Raw genomic sequence first — 14,741 nt, forward strand, 5'->3', positions numbered from 1 at the left:
GAAGTCGTAGCCAAGAAGTGAGAGGAGCAGGCGCCATGACCGCCATCGCAGAGCGCCCGACCGTCAACCGCACCGCCAGCACCGCCCACCGGGCGGTCACCGTCCCGGCCGAGACCCCGCGGGAGAGGGCGACCCGGTACGCGCTCGCCGGCCTGCGCCTCGCCCTCGGCTGGACCTTCCTCTGGGCCTTCCTCGACAAGCTGTTCGGGCTCGGCCACTCGACCGAGAGCGCCAAGGCCTGGATCAACGGCGGCAGCCCCACCAAGGGCTTCCTCGGCAACGCGGTCGCCGGACCGTTCGCCGACTTCTACCGGTCGTTCGCCGGCGCCGCCTGGGCCGACTGGCTCTTCATGATCGGTCTCGCCGCCATCGGCACCGCCCTGATGCTCGGCATCGGCATCCGGATCGCCGCCGCGGCCGGCGCGCTGCTCCTGGTCCTGATGTGGACGGCCGTCCTACCCCCGGCGAACAACCCCTTCATGGACGACCACCTCATCTACGCCGGCGTCCTCGGGGTCCTGGCCCTCACCGCCGCCGGCAACACCCTCGGTCTCGGCAGGTACTGGAGCCGGCTGCGGATCGTGCGGCGGCTGCCCTTCCTGAAGTGACCCCGGCCCGCGAGGGCGGCACCCACACCGGGTGCCGCCCTCGCGGCGGGCCGGCCCCCGCTCACCGGAGACCCGGGGGCGGTCCGGTCGCTGTCACACCGGCACCACGGCGAGCCGCCCACCGGTGGGTGGTGCGGTGCCGGCCAGGCTGAGCAGGGTGTGCCCGGTGGCGTCGTCGACCAGGGCGACCCGGACCGCCTCGGGCTCCGGGTCGGCCAGCGGCACGGCGAACACCGCGGTGACCGGACGGCCCTGGTAACGCGCGGAGTGCGCGACGAAGCGCCACCGGCCGTCGTCCCAGTGCTCGCGTACGTCGGAGCGGAGCAGCACCGCCACCCGGCGGTAGGCGTCGCTGAGCTGGAGCTGCTGCACGGTGGCGAGCAGCGGCACGCCGGAGCCGCCGCGCAGCGGGTGGGTCAGCCGGGCGCGCAGCCGGCGTAGCGGCAGCAGCCAGGCCCGGTCGAGTTCGGGCGAGAGCGCCACCACCGCCGCCAGTTCGGCGAGCAGCACCGCGCCGCCGGCCACCGGCCGGGCGGCGAGCGCGTCCCACCAGCCGGTGGTGGCCGGCGCGGCCAGGCCGCCGGCGGCCACCAGCAGCCCGGCCCGGGCCAGGCTGCGACCGGAGACCGGCGTCGGCCGGGCGCTCAGGCACCCGCAGGACGAGGCCGGCGCGGCCCGGCGGGCGTAGCCGAGGTACGCGAGGAAGCCCGCGGCCAGCACGGTCGCGCCGACCGCCTCCAGCCGCAGCACCGGCGGCAGCAGGAGCAGCCCGCCGAGGGTCAGCTCGACGCCACCGAGCAGCCGGTACGCCGGCAGCGCCCGACGCTGACCGACCAGCCGGACGAGCGCCGACCGGTGGGCCGCGGCGGCGGCGTGCCGGCTGACCAGCTTGACCCGGGCGGACCAGATCAGCACCGCACCGACGACCAGCGGTTGCAGCGCCGCGATCATGTCGATCATGGGTTCTCCCCTCAGGGCGGGCGGCGCCCCGGGCGGCCGGGTGCCGCCCGGGGCGCCGCGCGGGTCAGGCGGCGGCGTAGACGGTGGCGATGTCGATCTCGTTGGTGTCCGGGTGCCAGGCGCCGAGCACCTGGACGTGCCGGCCGACCCGCAGCAGCGACAGGTCGCTGACCGCCGGGGTGCCCTTGTAGACCGCCGCGGACCGGTCCGGCACCACGTGCGCGACGATCCGCTGGCCCTTGTGGTCCAGGTGCAGCACGTTGCGGCCGACCGCCGCGATGTGCCCGTGCAGGTTGACGATGTTGACCCACACCGAGTCGGCGGCGAGCGTGCCGTCGGGCAGGCGGACGCCGCGGGCGTAGAGGCCGTCCCCGACGGACACCCGGTCGAAGGTGGTCGGGTGCAGCTTCCAGATGCTCGTGCCGTCGGTGATCCGGATCGAGTGCAGCACGGTGTCCGAGCCGGTGACCAGGAGCATGCTGCCGGAGATCCTGGTGATCCGGCCCTCGGCGAAGTTCGGGTCCGGTGCGCCGGGCTCGACGGCGGTGGCCTCGGCGGCGAAGGCGGCCTCGGGGGCGAGCGAGCCGAGCGCGGTGGCGCCGACCACGCCGCCGAGCGCGGCGGTGGCGAGCAGCCGCCGGCGGTCCAGGGTCTGGTCCATGGTGGTGCCCTCCCGTTCAGACGGTGTCGACCGAGCAGGGCCGCAGCCCGGTGGAGAGACTGGCGATCGCGCTGTACGCGGCGGGCGTCAGGTCGATGACCCGGTTGCTGCCGCAGGCCGAGCCGCAGCAGGTGCGCTCGCCGCAGAACAGGTCGGTCTGCGGTCCGCAGTCGGCGATGGTGGTGCCGATCCGGGCGCCGTTGCACAGGTTCGTTGTGTAGTGCCGGAAGCCGCAGCCGCGGCGGCTCATCCCGGTGATCCCGCAGGCGTGCGGGCGGGTGATGGCCAGGCACGCGTCCGAGGTGTTCGGCCAGGCGTGCTGGTAGTTGCCGGATCTGCAGGTGCCGCAGGCGCCACCGCCGGCCGAGCCGCAGGGACCCCAGGCGCTGCCGCAGCAGAACCAGGACACCTCACCTCGCAGAGCTGCCATGGGTACCTCCCCTCCAGGAACGTGATCGAAAACGATCAGTGTCTATATAGACACTGATTGTTGTGTCACAAATCACCGAAGTCAACGGAAGATTGGAAGCTTTCCTACAGGCGCGGAGACCGGCGGTGCCGGCGCGACCGGAACGGATCCCGACCGCCGCCCCGGCATCGCCGCCGCTCCGGCGGCTGCCGGTCAGTCGGCCACGGTCAGGTCGAGCGCGGCGAGCCGGTCCGGGTCGGCGAGCACGTCGATGGCGACGATCCGGCCGTCGGTGACGGTGAAGCCCATCACCGACAGCGGCCGGCCGTCGGCCACCACCACGGCCCCGGCCGCCCCGTTGACCAGCGCCGGGCGGGCGAACGGGGAGAGCCGCCCGAAGGTGACCGCCTGCCCGGCCACCGCCCGGGCGCCGGTGACGACCACGGTGTGCCGCGGGCGGGCGGACCCGCCGTCGGAGCGCAGCACGACCTCGGGGTGCAGCACCGCGACCAGCGCGTCGAAGTCACCGTCGTGGGCGGCGGCGAAGAAGGCGTCGACCACCTTCCGCTGGCGGGCGAGGTCGGCGTCGGGCGCCGGCGCCTGCCCGCGTACCCGGCGGCGGGCGCGGCTGGCCAGTTGCCGGGCCGCGGCCGGTGACCGGTCGACCAGCGGCGCGATCTCCTCGAAGGGCACCGCGAACATGTCGTGCAGCACGAACGCGAGCCGCTCGGCCGGGGTCAGCGTCTCCAGCACCACCAGCAGCGCCAACCCGACCGAGTCGGCGAGCACCGCCTGCTGCTCCGGGTCCAGGCCGGAGTCCGGGCCGACCACCGGGTCCGGCACCCGTACGTCGAGCGGCTCCTCCCGCCGCGACCCGCGCGAGCGCAGCATGTTCAGGCACACCCGGGCCACCACCGTGGTCAGCCACCCCGCCGGGTTCTCCACGCCGCCTGCGTCGGCGCGGCTGACCCGCAACCAGGCCTCCTGGACGGCGTCGTCGGCCTCGCTCACCGAACCGAGCATCCGGTACGCCACCGCCCGCAGCCGGCTCCGGTGCTCCTCGAACCGCTCCGTCAGCCACTCGCGCTCGTCCACCTGTCACGCCTTCCTCGCCGGGGTCCTACCAGGTGGACCCGCCGCGCCCGGCCGATGTGACCGACGGAGCGGAATTCGTCCGGGGTGGATGCGCCGCCAGCACCCGGAGCGCGACCCCGGCAGTCCAGGCCAGCAGCGGGAACACGGCCACCCGCTCCATGCCGCCGACGCCGAAGCCGAGGTCGACCCGGGCCAGGAACAGTACCGTGCCGGTCGTGCCGGTCAGACCCGACCCGAGGCTCCACCAGCGCACCGCGCCCAGCACCGTGGCGCGCCGGGCCAGGGCGGCCAGCAGCATCCCGAGGTTGCCCGGCACGAAGATCAGCAGGGCGGCGAGAAAGTGCCGGTTCTCGTCCACGTCCGCCGGGTAGGCGCCGGCCAGCACGTACCCGCCCGCGCCGGCGAGGGTCAGCAGCTGCGCGGCCCGGACGGCGGCGCCCCGGCCCAGCACCGACCAGGTGAGCAGCACACCGAGCGCGAGCAGGACGCCGGTGGTGATCATGGCGCTGTTCATCACCGGGTGCCACGGCGAGCAGACCTCGCGTGGCCGGGTGGTGTCCCACCGGCCGCAGGTCACGTTCCCCAGGTCGCTGATGTTGTGCGCCGCCCAGCTGAAGGACGGGTTCTGCCAGGCCAGCGCGGTGACCACGGTGGCGGCGAGGAACAGGGGTGCGGCGAGCAGCCAGAAGAGAGCGCCCAGGCGGTTGATCGACATGCGGTCCAGCTCACCGGAGGTCGACCGACGGCGCACTGGGCCTGCCCGGTCGACCGGAGGTAGGGCTGGATACACCCCGAAGGTACGCCCAGCCGGCTGGGGCCGGCTCCGCCCCCCGATTAGCGTCGGCGGCATGACACCGGCTGACCCGCCGTACCTGGCCGAGGCGCTGCGCCGACCCCGCTACCTGCTCTCCTGGTGGCCCTGGCGGGCGCTGGCCTACCTGCTCACCACCGTGCCGATCGCCGGCACGCTCGCCGTCGGGCTGCTCGTCGTCGGGGCGCCGCTGCTGGCGGCCGTCAACGCGGTGCGACAGGGCCGCCCGGTCGAGCTTCCGCTCGTGCTGTTCCTGACCGTCGGCAGCCTGGTCACGCTGGCTCTCGCGCCGGTCGTGAGCATCCCGGTGGCCGCCGTCGAGCGGTGGCGGCTCGGGATGGTCGACGAGCGGCCGCCGCCGGCGCGCTGGTCGGGCCTGACCGCCCGGTTCACCACCGCCGCGGCCTGGCGCGAGGTCGCGTACGCCTGCTGGCTGGGCACCGTGGTGCCGATCGCGTACTGGGTGTTCGCGCTGGTCGTTCTCCTCGACCTGACGCTGGTGGCCAGTCCCTGGCTGGCCGGGGACGCCGACGAGGTGATCGTGGTCTGGGCCACCGTGGACACCCCCGGCCAGGCCGTCCCGTACGCGATCCTGGGCGTCCTCGCGGTCCCGGCGCTCTGGTACGGCGCGGGGGCACTCGCCGCCGGCCAGGCGGCGGTGGCCCGGTGGCTGCTCGGGCGCCCCGACGACGGGGCGGCCCTGCGGGAGGTCGCCCGGTCGCGGACCCGGCTGGTCGACGCGTACGAGGCGGAGCGGCGCCGCATCGAACGGGACGTGCACGACGGCGCGCAGCCCCGGCTCACCAGCCTCACCCTTCAGCTCGGCCTGGCCCGGCTCGACGTGCCGGCGGACTCCCCCGCGGCCCGGCCGCTGGCCATCGCGCACGACCAGGCCAAGGACCTGATGGTCATGTTGCGGCAGATCGTGCACGGCATCCGCCCGCAGAGCCTCACCGATCTCGGTCTGGCCGGCGCGGTACGGGAGCTGGCGGGCGAGGCCACCGTCCCGGTCACCGTGCACGCCGAGCTCGGGCAGCCGCTGCCCGAGCCGGTCGAGACGACCGCCTACTACGTGGTGTCCGAGGCGCTCGGCAACGTGGCCCGGCACGCCCGGGCCGGCCGGGCCGAGGTGCGGCTCACCCGCACCGGCGACCAGCTCGTGGTGGAGGTCCACGACGACGGCCGGGGTGGTGCCGACCCGGCCCGCGGCACCGGGCTGACCGGCCTGTCCGACCGGGTGGCCGCGGCCGGCGGCCGGTTGCTGCTGGCCAGCCCGCCCGGCGGCCCTACCCTGGTGCGGGTGGAGCTGCCGTGCCGCTGACCCGGGTCGTGCTCGCCGAGGACGAGGTGCTGCTCCGGGAAGGGCTGGTCGCCCTGCTGACCCGGTTCAACTTCGAGGTCGTCGCCGCCGTCGGTTCGGCGCCGGCGCTGCTGGAGGCGGCGCGTACGCACCAGCCGGACCTGGTGGTGACCGACATCCGGATGCCGCCGGACGGCCGGGACGACGGTCTGCGCGCGGCCGTCGCGCTGCGGGCCGACCGGCCCGGGCTCGCGGTGGTGGTGCTGAGCCAGCACGTGCAGGCCGGGTACGCCGCCGCGCTGCTGGACAGCGGCGACGGCCGCCGGATCGGCTACCTGCTCAAGGACCGGGTCGTCGAGGTGGCCGAGTTCGTCGACAACCTGCGCACGGTGGTCGCCGGCGGCACGGTGGTCGACCCCGACGTGGTACGCCGGCTGCTGCACCGCCCGCGGGATCCGCTCGCCGCGCTCTCGCCCCGGGAGCGGGAGGTGCTGACGCTGCTGGCCGAGGGCCGCTCCAACGCGGCGATCGCCGCCCGGCTGCACGTCACCGAGGCGGCGGTCGGCAAGCACGTCGGCAACATCCTGACCAAGCTCGGCCTGCTGCCCAGCGACGACACCAACCGCCGGGTGCTGGCGGTGCTCACCTACCTGCGCGCCGAGCCGGCGGGCTGAGCCGGCCGGGCCGGGGTCAGCGGCCCGCTGGTCCGTCCGCCGGGCCGTAGAGGCTGTCCAGGTGGGTGTCGAGGGCCGCCAGCGCCTGCTCCGCGCTGTACTGGCCGCCGAGCAGGTAGAGGCCCAGCCCTTCCATCAGGGCCAGCACCCCGGCGGCCGCGTCCCGGCGGGACGCCGGCAGGAGGCCGGCGACGAAGTCCACCAGTTGCCCGGTCTCCTCGCGCGTGCCGGCGTTGGCCTCCGGGCGTACCGCTGTGTACGCCAGGAAGGCCAGCGCGACCCGCCCGTCGGCGCGCGACTCCTCGGTCAGCGGCAGCAGCGCGGTGAGCATGGTCCGGAGCAGTTGCCGGGGCGACGGATCATCGCCCAGCCGGGCGACCGCGTCGGTGATCCGCGCCTGGCTGCGATCCCGGACGACGCCCATCGCGAAGGCCATCATCTCGTCCTTGGTGCGAAAGTAGTGCTGCACCAGGCCGGGCGAGACGCCGGCCTCGGTGGCCACGTGGCGCAGGCTCACCGCCTCCAGCCCCTGGCGGGCGGCGACCCGCATCAACGCGTCGGCGATGAGCGTGCGCCGCTCGTGACGGTCGACCCTCTTCGGCATGGCGTCATGCTGTCACGGCACGGTCGGACCAGTGACCGGCCGTCGGCGCGGCGCCGGGTCCCTCGACGGTCACCGTCCCGGCAGCGGCGTCCACCGTGACGATCTGCCCGGTGCGGATCCGGCGGGTGGCGTGGGGCACGCAGATGACGGCGGGGATGCCGTACTCGCGGGCCACCGTCGGGCCGTGCGCCATCACCGCGCCGGTCTCGGTGACGAGCGCGGCGGCGGTGAGGAACAGCGGTGTCCAGCCGGGGTCGGTGGTCGGCGCGACCAGGACCTCGCCGGGTTCGAGGCGCGCGGTGGCCGGGTCGTGGACAACCCGGGCCGGTCCGGTGGCCCGGCCGGCGGCGGCACCCACGCCGCGCAGCGCGCCGTCCGGGGCGGGCCGGGCGAGCAGGACGGCCTCGACGTCGGTGCCGTCGGAGAGCACGGCCACCGGAACCCTGCGCCGGCGCAGTTCCCGCCGGTGCACCACCTGCCGCGCGGCCACCGTCGACCGGTGGTCGGCCCCGTCGTGCACGGCCGCGTGCGTCTCGTCCAGGGTCAGGAACATGACGTCGCCCGGCTGCGCCAGCAGTCCGCGGCCGGCCAGGTCGGCGCCGATCAGCAGCAGTTGCCGGCGCATCTCGCGCAGCCGGTACAGGCCGGCGAACTTGCCGGCCTCGCGGAGCCCGGCCAGCGACCGCGCCCGGCGCAGCAGGAACCCGGCGAGCCGGCCGCGGACCGGCCGACGCCGGCGGGCCCGCGCGAGGAGGTCCGCCAGGGTCGCCTCGGCGGTCGCCGCGGCGCGGGCGTAGCGCCGGTCGGGTGCCTGCTCGGGGTCGGTGACCCGCAGGTAGTTGGCGATCATGGCGAAGACCGGTGTCGGGTCCTCGTCCCAGCGGGGCACCCCGAGGTCCACCTCGGCGACCGCACGGTGGCCGTAGCGGTCCAGGAAGTCGGCGAGCCCGAGGTCGGGCAGCGCCCCCTGCGCGTAGCGGGCGGCCAGCTCCGGCGGCGGCGTGGTGAGCAGCAGGTCGCGGTGGTCACCGACGCGTTGGCTCAGCCGCCACAGCGCCAGATCCATGTCGAGGGTGACGTTGTGCGGCATGCCGGCGAGCACCGTGTTGATCTCGTCCGGGCTGGCCACCCCGTCGAGCAGGGTGGGCGGCAGCGCCGCGGCGAGCATCCCGGCGACAATCGGCCAGACGATGTCGTCGGCACCGGCCGACGGGTCCTCGGCCCGGACGAACTCCAGCCGCTCGGCGGTACCCAGCCCGGCGGGCGCTGCCGAGCGGAGCTTGAGCTGCTCGACCGCCCGGAACAGCCGTTCCCGGGCGGCGTCCGGCCGGGCCAGCGAGCGGGTCACCCCCGCGACGGCGCGCAGGCCGGTACGCAGGGCCGGTACGGGGCGGGCCCGGCGGGCGGCGGCGCCCGGCTCCGGGGCGAACCGCGGGTCGGCGAGCACGTGCTCCATCACCGCCTGCGCCCGCGGGCCGAAGTCCACCGCCATCAGCTTGACCAGCCGCTTGCGGGCGGCCCGGTCGCGGGCCAGGTCGGTGAGGTCGCCGTAGAGGCGCCCGCCGATGTCGGTGACCTCGACGGTCAGCCCGAACGCGGCCAGCATCCCGGCGACCAGCGTCTTCAGGCTGGACATGCCCATCGGGGTGGCCGGCTGGAGCATGCCCTGGACGTGGCCGAACTCCAGGTAGACGCGGGGGGTGGGCTTGCCGGTGTCCGGCGGGAGCGGGAACAGCGTGGTGATCGGGCGTGACTGCAGCAGCCAGAGCACGCCGTCGTGGTCGTACGCCCACTCGATGTCCTGCGGAGCGCCGAAGTGCCGCTGGAGCCGGCCGCCGGCGGCGCGCAGCTCGGCCAGCTGCGCGGCGGTCAGCGGCCCCCTGGCGGCGGGCGGCGCGTCGTCGAGGACGTACCGGTCGACCTCGGTGGTGCCGTCCACCACGGCGGTGCCGAGGCCCGGGGCGGCCTCCACCACCGTCTCGGTGCGGCAGCCGGTGAGCGGGTTGGCGGTGAACAGCACTCCGGCGACGGCCGGATCGACCATCCGCTGCACGACGACGGCCATCCGCACCGGCCGGTGGTCGATCTGGTGGGCGTCGCGGTAGGCGACGGCGCGCGGGTGGTGCAGCGAGTCCCAGCAGGCGCGGATCGCGGCCAGCAGGTCGGGCAGCCCGGTGACGCCGAGCCGGGTGTCCTGCTGGCCGGCGAAGCTGGCGTCCGGCAGGTCCTCCGCGGTGGCGCTGGAGCGCACCGCGACCGGGCCCCCGCCGAGCAGCTCGTACGCCCGGGCGACCTCGGCCTCCGGGACGATCCCCTGGTCGTGGGCGGCGGTGGTGACGCAGAAGCCGGCGGGCACCCGCTCACCGGCGTGGATCAGCTCGCCGAGCCCGGCCGCCTTGCCACCGACCAGGTCGACCAGGTCGCCGGTCACCTCGGAGAGCGGGATCACGCACATGACAACACCTCTTTTGCGATGCAGTTGCATTGCAAAAGACGCTACCCGTTTCACGATGCGACTGCAATGCGAAAGCGGCGTCCACCTCCACGCCCGCACCGAGCCGGCCGCACCGAGCCGGCCGCACCGAGCCGGCCACGCCGTCCGCCCGGGCTGGCAGGATGGCCGGGTGAATCTCGACTCCGGCGCCGGGCTGCTGCACCGGCTGACCTCGTATCTGCCGAGCCGCGAGTGGAACGTGCCGGTGGACGACACACGGGTGCGCCAGGATCTCGTCCCGAACGACCCCGCGACCCTGCCGCCGCCGATGAAGGGCTACCCGGACGGGCTCCCCGTCGTGGCGCTGCCGCGCGACCTGCCCGACCCCGGCGTACCCGCGACGGCCGTCCTCGCCGGCGTCACCGGCCCGGCGCGGCCGCTCGACGCGGCGCAGCTCGGGCGGGTGCTCTTCCTGGGCGCCGGGGTGGTCCGCACCGCCCGGCGCGACGGCCGGCCGATCTTCTACCGGGCCGCCGGCTCGGCGGGCGCCCGCTTCCCCCTGGAGGTGTACGCGAGCACCCGTGGCGTCGCCGGGGTCCCGGACGGCGTGCACTGGTACGACCCGGCCCGGCACGCGCTGGTCCAGGTCGCCCCCGCCGCCGCGGGGGCGGTGACCACGCTGGTCGTGACCGGGGTGCCGTGGCGGACCGGATGGCGCTACGCCGAGCGGGGCTGGCGGCACCTCTACTGGGACGCCGGCACGCTGCTGTCCCAGCTGTCGGCGGCCGCCGCGAGCGCCGGCCTCCCGACGCGGCTGCGGTCCCGCTTCCCGGACACCGCGGTACGGGCCCTCGTCGGCGCGGACGGGGTGCACGAGTACCCACTCGCCCTGCTGTCCCTCGGCGACGGCGAGCCGGCGCTCGGACCCACCGGCCCGGCCACTCCGGGCGACCTGCCGCCGGTCGAGCTGCCGCTCTGCACCGCCGCGCAGCGCGCGGGCGACCGGGACGACCTCGGACAGCCGTGGCCGCAGGCGGACCCGCTGCCGGATTTCCCGCCGTCGGACTCCCTGGACGAGGTGGTACGCCGGCGCGGCTCGCAGCGGCGGATGGACCGCTCCCGCACGCTGCCGCGCGCCGCGCTGGAGTGGCCGCTCGCCGCGGCCCTGCGCGGGGTGCCGGTGCCGCACTGGGTCGCCGTGCACGGTGTCGACGACGTGGCACCCGGCCTGTACCGGTGGCCCGACCTGTCCCGCCCGCTGCTCGCCGGCGACCTGCGTGACGAACTGCTGCGGATCTGCCTGGACCAGTCGCTCGCCGGCGACGCGGCGTACGTGGTCATCGCGGCCACACCACTGGCGGCGCTGGACGACCGCGGCTACCGGGACGCCCAACTGGCCGCCGGGCTGGTCGAGGGCCGGCTGCACCTGGCCGCGTACGCCCTCGGCGCGGGCGCGTCCGGGATGACCTTCATCGACTCGGAGGTACCCGGCCTGCTGGCCGAGCCGGACGAGCTCGCGGCCCTGCTCTTCACCTGCGTCGGCGTCCCCGAGTACCGCTCCCGCGCCGGTGGTCGACCGGGCGCGCCGGTGGAGATCCGCCCGGTCCTCCCCCGCCTGGGCGGGTCCTGACCGCGGGCGGACGCCGCGTCGCGACGGCGGCCGACTGTCGGGGGGCATCGCTACGGTGACCCCATGGTGACCGTCGCCGATGTCCGCGCGCTGGCCCGGACGCTGCCCCGCACCACCGAGCACGTGATCCGCGACCGGATCAAGTTCCGGGTGGGCGCGATCGTCTACGTCGCCTTCTCCCGTGACGAGCGGACCATGGGCTTCGGCTACCCGAAGGAGCAGCGGGACGGCCTGATCACCGCCGAGCCGGCGGTGTTCTTCCTGCCCGGCGCGTCCGACCTGCGGTTCAACTGGGTGTGCTGCCACCTGGAACGGCTCGACCACGACCAGATGACCGAGCTGGTGAGCGAGGCGTGGCGGATGGTGGTGCCGAAGTTCCTGGCCCGGCAGCGGCTCGGCGACTGAGCCCCGGGCGTACGGCCGTACGAGCGGGGGTCGTTTGCCGCCGGTCCGCGCGGGTAGCCACGGTCTCCGGCACGGGAAGGACGGCGCATGGCTGAGCTGAAGTTCGTCGACAAGGTGGCCGCGCGGGCGAACGTCCCGCCGGAGACGGCGCGATCCCTGACCGAGGCCACGCTGCGCACCCTCACCGAGCGGATCAGCGGTGGCGAGGCGGCGGACCTGGCCGACCATGTGGCGGCCGAGCTGCGTCCGCTGCTCATCAAGGGCACCGAGGATCCGGAGGCGTTCGGGCACGACGAGTTCCTGCGGCGGGTGGCGGAGCGCGCCGACGTGGCGCCCGACGTCGCGGAGGCCGGCGTGCGGGCCGTCCTGCAGACGCTGCACCGGGTGGTCGGGCACGTGGAGTTCGAGGAGGCGCTGGCGCAGCTGCCGGCCGACCTGCGGGCCCTCGCCCAACCGGTGCCCCGCACACCCTGACCGGTCCCCGCGACCGGCGCAGGCCGCTCGCCACGGGTCAGTGCTTGCTTCGGGGCGGCGGTGCGGCCGACTCGGGCACCAGCGGCTCGCGTACGGCCCGGCGCACCTGGCGGGTGGTGATCGCCTCGGCCAGCGCGAAGGCGGTCACCGCGGCGGCGAGGACGGCCAGCCCCGCCAGCCGCGAGATCTGGGTGCACGCCGCCGCCAGGGCGGCCAGCGTGAAGATCGCGGTCACCCGCAGGGAGCGGAGCCGCTGCGTGATGCGCCACCAGAAGAGCTTGTCGCCGAGCAGGAAGAGGATCACCCCGCCGTAGAGGGTGAGCAGGGGCATGTCCCAGCCGACCGGTCCGTGGAACCGCTCGACCTCCGCCACCGTCTTGCGCAGCCCGAGCGCGACCAGCACGATTCCGGTGATCATCACCAGGTGCGCGTAGGTGTACGCCTCGAGCGCCAGCCGGCTGCGCCGACCGTCGCTGAGGCTCTGCACCCGGCGCTGCCCCACGGTGGCGTCGACGTCGAAGTACGCCCACCACAACGCCGCGATCAGCACCAGTCCGAGCACCGTGGCGAGGATCGTCATCGTGGAGACCGCCCGGTTGGTGACCGACAGCCCGGTCGAGACGATCGCGCTACCCAGCGCGACGAGGATGATCAGCCCGAACCGGTCGGCCCAGTGTTCCGCCGAGCGGACCAGCCAGTGCCGGGCGTCCAGCAGATAGCCGCTGCCGAAGTCGATCACGATGGCGACCACCCAGAGCGTCGTGCGGACGGGCTGGAACGCCGCCGGGTCGGCGGACGCCGGCGGCACCGCGGCGGCGGCGTAGAGCAGCGCGAGCACCACGGCGGCCGGCACCGCCAGCCGCACCAACTGACCCCGGAAGACCCGGTCGTGCCGGGTGATCATCCAGAAGCCGCCGAGGTTCAGCGCCCGCAAGACGCCGTACGCGGTCACGAAGACCACCGGTCCGGACAGCCCGCCGGGCACGTCGGCGAAGACCACCGGCACAGTGATGGCGATGACCAGGATGCTCGCCGCGGCCCCGAGCAGCATCATCCGGGCGATCGCGTTCTCCGCCCGGAACGCGCTGCCCAACCAGGCGTAGCAGGACCACGACCACCAGAGCAGCGCCAGCACCACCACCCCCTCGAACAGCCCGCGCGCGTTGGGTACCGCGGTCATCAGTTCGGTGACCTGGATGAAGGCGAAGACGTAGACCAGGTCGAGGAAGAGTTCCTTCGGGGTGACGCCGCTGAACCGCTCGGTGACCGGTTCGATCGCCCCGTGCAGTGCCCGGTGCCGGACCCGGAAGACGGTGCGGTCGAGCAGCACCAGGCTCATCACGGCCGCGGCCAGCAGCCCCAGACCGAACACCACCGGCAGCTGCGCCGCCACCGGGGCCAGCACGAGCACGAGCACGACGCCGGTGATCGGCCCACGGCCGAGCAGGCCCATCGCCCGGCGCTCGAACGCGATCAGGCCGACCAGGTACAGCGTCACCCCGCCGTACAGGGCGAACAGGCCGAGCCCGGACTCGTGCCGCACCGACTCGAACGCGAGGCCGTTGAAGGTGTGCTTGAGTCCGAGGGAGAGCAGGATCAGTCCGGCGATCATCGGCAGGTGCAGGAGGGTGTACGCGTCCCGGGCGAGCAGCGCGCGAGTCTGGCCCGACGCGCGCTCCAGCGCGTCCTCCGCGCCGAACCGGGCGATGTCGAAGTACGTCCACCAGAGCACGCCCACCAGCAGCATGCTGAGCGCCGCGCCGCCGACCACCCCCCAGCTGACCGGGGTGGCCGTGCCGACGCCCTGCCCCATGCCGGCCGAGATGATGACCTCGCCGAACGCCACCAGGATGATCAGGTGGAACCGCTCCGTCCAGTGCTTGACCGAGGAGATCGACCACCGGGTCAGGCGCATCGCCATCGCCCCGCCGTGGTCGATCAGGAGGGCGATCAGCAGCAACCCGAACCGGACCCACTCCCCCGACGCGCTGCCCTCCCCGAGTGGCCGGGGCAGCAGCGCGGCGGCCAGCAGCACCGGCGCCCCGGCGAGCAGGGGCAGCCACAGCCGCAGGTGCCCGCGCCGTTCGGTGGGATCAGACCAGGCGACGATGGTCAGGACCAGCAGCGTGCCCGCCCGGATAATCAGATAACAGACCACCAGGACCAGCGGCCCAAGCAGGCCGCCCGGCTTGTCGGCGAACGCCTCCGGAAGGTCCGCGCCCATCACCAGGACGACCGCCGCCAGGCCGAAAATGACCACCGGCATGACGCCCCGGTCCACCCGCACCGCGTTGCCGAGCCAGGCGTACGAGATCCAGCAGGTCCAGAGGAGGACCAGCAGCAACCCGGCGTGCAGCAGGTTCACCACGGTCAGGTCCGCGGCGGCCATGGCCGTCACGGTGATGAACGCGAAGACGAAGATCAGGTCGAGGAAGAGTTCCAGCCGGCTGACCGCGCTGGACTCACCCACCAGCTGGATCCGGCCGGCCGCCACCTTCGGCCGCTTGTCCGTCACCCCCTCACTCTGCCAAGGGCCGCCGGGGCGGACAGCCGATCCGGGAACCGGGTGCCCGGCTCCGCCGCCGATCCACCGGCGCGCCGGGCGATGACGTGGGGCACCAGGTCCCTCGTACCCGCCGGTAGCGGGCCGCTCGCGGGTCGCCCGCCCGGGTCAGG

Annotated in this window: 14 protein-coding genes; 6 read left to right on the plus strand and 8 right to left on the minus strand. The window is 74.8% G+C overall.

Annotated elements, in window-relative coordinates:
* Positions 1 to 35 precede the first annotated feature (35 nt).
* Positions 36 to 608, plus strand: coding sequence for a DoxX family membrane protein (locus FHX32_RS17840; protein WP_167184148.1), 573 nt, complete (start codon positions 36 to 38; stop codon positions 606 to 608).
* Between the two features lie 93 nt (positions 609 to 701).
* Here the strand turns inward: FHX32_RS17840 and FHX32_RS17845 are convergent, their stop codons facing one another.
* From FHX32_RS17845 to FHX32_RS17865, 5 genes are all read right to left on the minus strand, one after another.
* Positions 702 to 1,568, minus strand: coding sequence for a MauE/DoxX family redox-associated membrane protein (locus tag FHX32_RS17845; RefSeq protein ID WP_208418844.1), 867 nt, complete (start codon positions 1,566 to 1,568; stop codon positions 702 to 704).
* 64 nt (positions 1,569 to 1,632) lie between these two features.
* A complete protein-coding gene (locus FHX32_RS17850; protein WP_167184152.1) occupies positions 1,633 to 2,229 on the minus strand; it encodes a cell wall protein in 597 nt (198 codons plus the stop codon).
* 16 nt (positions 2,230 to 2,245) lie between these two features.
* Positions 2,246 to 2,659, minus strand: coding sequence for an RlpA-like double-psi beta-barrel domain-containing protein (locus FHX32_RS17855; RefSeq protein WP_167184155.1), 414 nt, complete (start codon positions 2,657 to 2,659; stop codon positions 2,246 to 2,248).
* Between the two features lie 192 nt (positions 2,660 to 2,851).
* Entirely contained in the window at positions 2,852 to 3,733 is an 882-nt protein-coding gene (gene sigJ / locus FHX32_RS17860) for an RNA polymerase sigma factor SigJ (protein ID WP_167184158.1), read from the minus strand.
* 25 nt (positions 3,734 to 3,758) lie between these two features.
* Entirely contained in the window at positions 3,759 to 4,448 is a 690-nt protein-coding gene (locus FHX32_RS17865; protein ID WP_167184161.1) for a DUF998 domain-containing protein, read from the minus strand.
* A 133-nt stretch (positions 4,449 to 4,581) separates the two neighbouring features.
* Here FHX32_RS17865 and FHX32_RS17870 point away from each other — a divergent pair, with 133 nt between their 5' ends.
* Together FHX32_RS17870 and FHX32_RS17875 are read left to right on the plus strand one after the other, a co-directional pair.
* Positions 4,582 to 5,865, plus strand: a complete 1,284-nt coding sequence (locus tag FHX32_RS17870) for a sensor histidine kinase (protein ID WP_167184164.1) — start codon at positions 4,582 to 4,584, stop codon at positions 5,863 to 5,865.
* Complete coding sequence (locus FHX32_RS17875) at positions 5,862 to 6,518, plus strand: response regulator transcription factor (RefSeq protein ID WP_208419033.1); 657 nt, start codon at positions 5,862 to 5,864, stop codon at positions 6,516 to 6,518. Before FHX32_RS17870 ends, FHX32_RS17875 begins: the two co-directional genes overlap by 4 nt.
* Before the next feature lie 16 nt (positions 6,519 to 6,534).
* On the opposite strand, the gene FHX32_RS17880 is transcribed toward FHX32_RS17875, so the two are convergent.
* Together FHX32_RS17880 and FHX32_RS17885 are read right to left on the minus strand one after the other, a co-directional pair.
* Positions 6,535 to 7,122, minus strand: coding sequence for a TetR/AcrR family transcriptional regulator (locus FHX32_RS17880; protein ID WP_167184171.1), 588 nt, complete (start codon positions 7,120 to 7,122; stop codon positions 6,535 to 6,537).
* Positions 7,123 to 7,126: 4 nt separating this feature from the next.
* The gene (locus FHX32_RS17885; RefSeq protein WP_167184174.1) at positions 7,127 to 9,577 is read right to left on the minus strand and encodes a PEP/pyruvate-binding domain-containing protein; all 2,451 of its coding nucleotides are present in this window, start codon (positions 9,575 to 9,577) and stop codon (positions 7,127 to 7,129) included.
* 169 nt (positions 9,578 to 9,746) lie between these two features.
* Here FHX32_RS17885 and FHX32_RS17890 point away from each other — a divergent pair, with 169 nt between their 5' ends.
* The 3 genes from FHX32_RS17890 (at position 9,747) to FHX32_RS17900 (ending at position 12,065) form a co-directional block, all read left to right on the plus strand.
* Positions 9,747 to 11,186, plus strand: coding sequence for a hypothetical protein (locus FHX32_RS17890; RefSeq protein ID WP_486481163.1), 1,440 nt, complete (start codon positions 9,747 to 9,749; stop codon positions 11,184 to 11,186).
* A 63-nt stretch (positions 11,187 to 11,249) separates the two neighbouring features.
* On the plus strand, positions 11,250 to 11,591 hold the full coding sequence (locus FHX32_RS17895; RefSeq protein ID WP_167184177.1) for an MmcQ/YjbR family DNA-binding protein: 342 nt from the start codon (positions 11,250 to 11,252) through the stop codon (positions 11,589 to 11,591).
* 87 nt (positions 11,592 to 11,678) lie between these two features.
* Complete coding sequence (locus tag FHX32_RS17900; RefSeq protein WP_167184179.1) at positions 11,679 to 12,065, plus strand: DUF2267 domain-containing protein; 387 nt, start codon at positions 11,679 to 11,681, stop codon at positions 12,063 to 12,065.
* A 37-nt stretch (positions 12,066 to 12,102) separates the two neighbouring features.
* Here the strand turns inward: FHX32_RS17900 and FHX32_RS17905 are convergent, their stop codons facing one another.
* Positions 12,103 to 14,580 carry a low temperature requirement protein A gene (locus FHX32_RS17905; RefSeq protein WP_167184181.1) on the minus strand — a complete coding sequence of 826 codons (2,478 nt, stop codon included), beginning with the start codon at positions 14,578 to 14,580 and terminating at the stop codon, positions 12,103 to 12,105.
* Between the last annotated feature and the right edge of the window lie 161 nt (positions 14,581 to 14,741).

Source organism: Micromonospora sp. CNZ280, assembly GCF_011759515.1.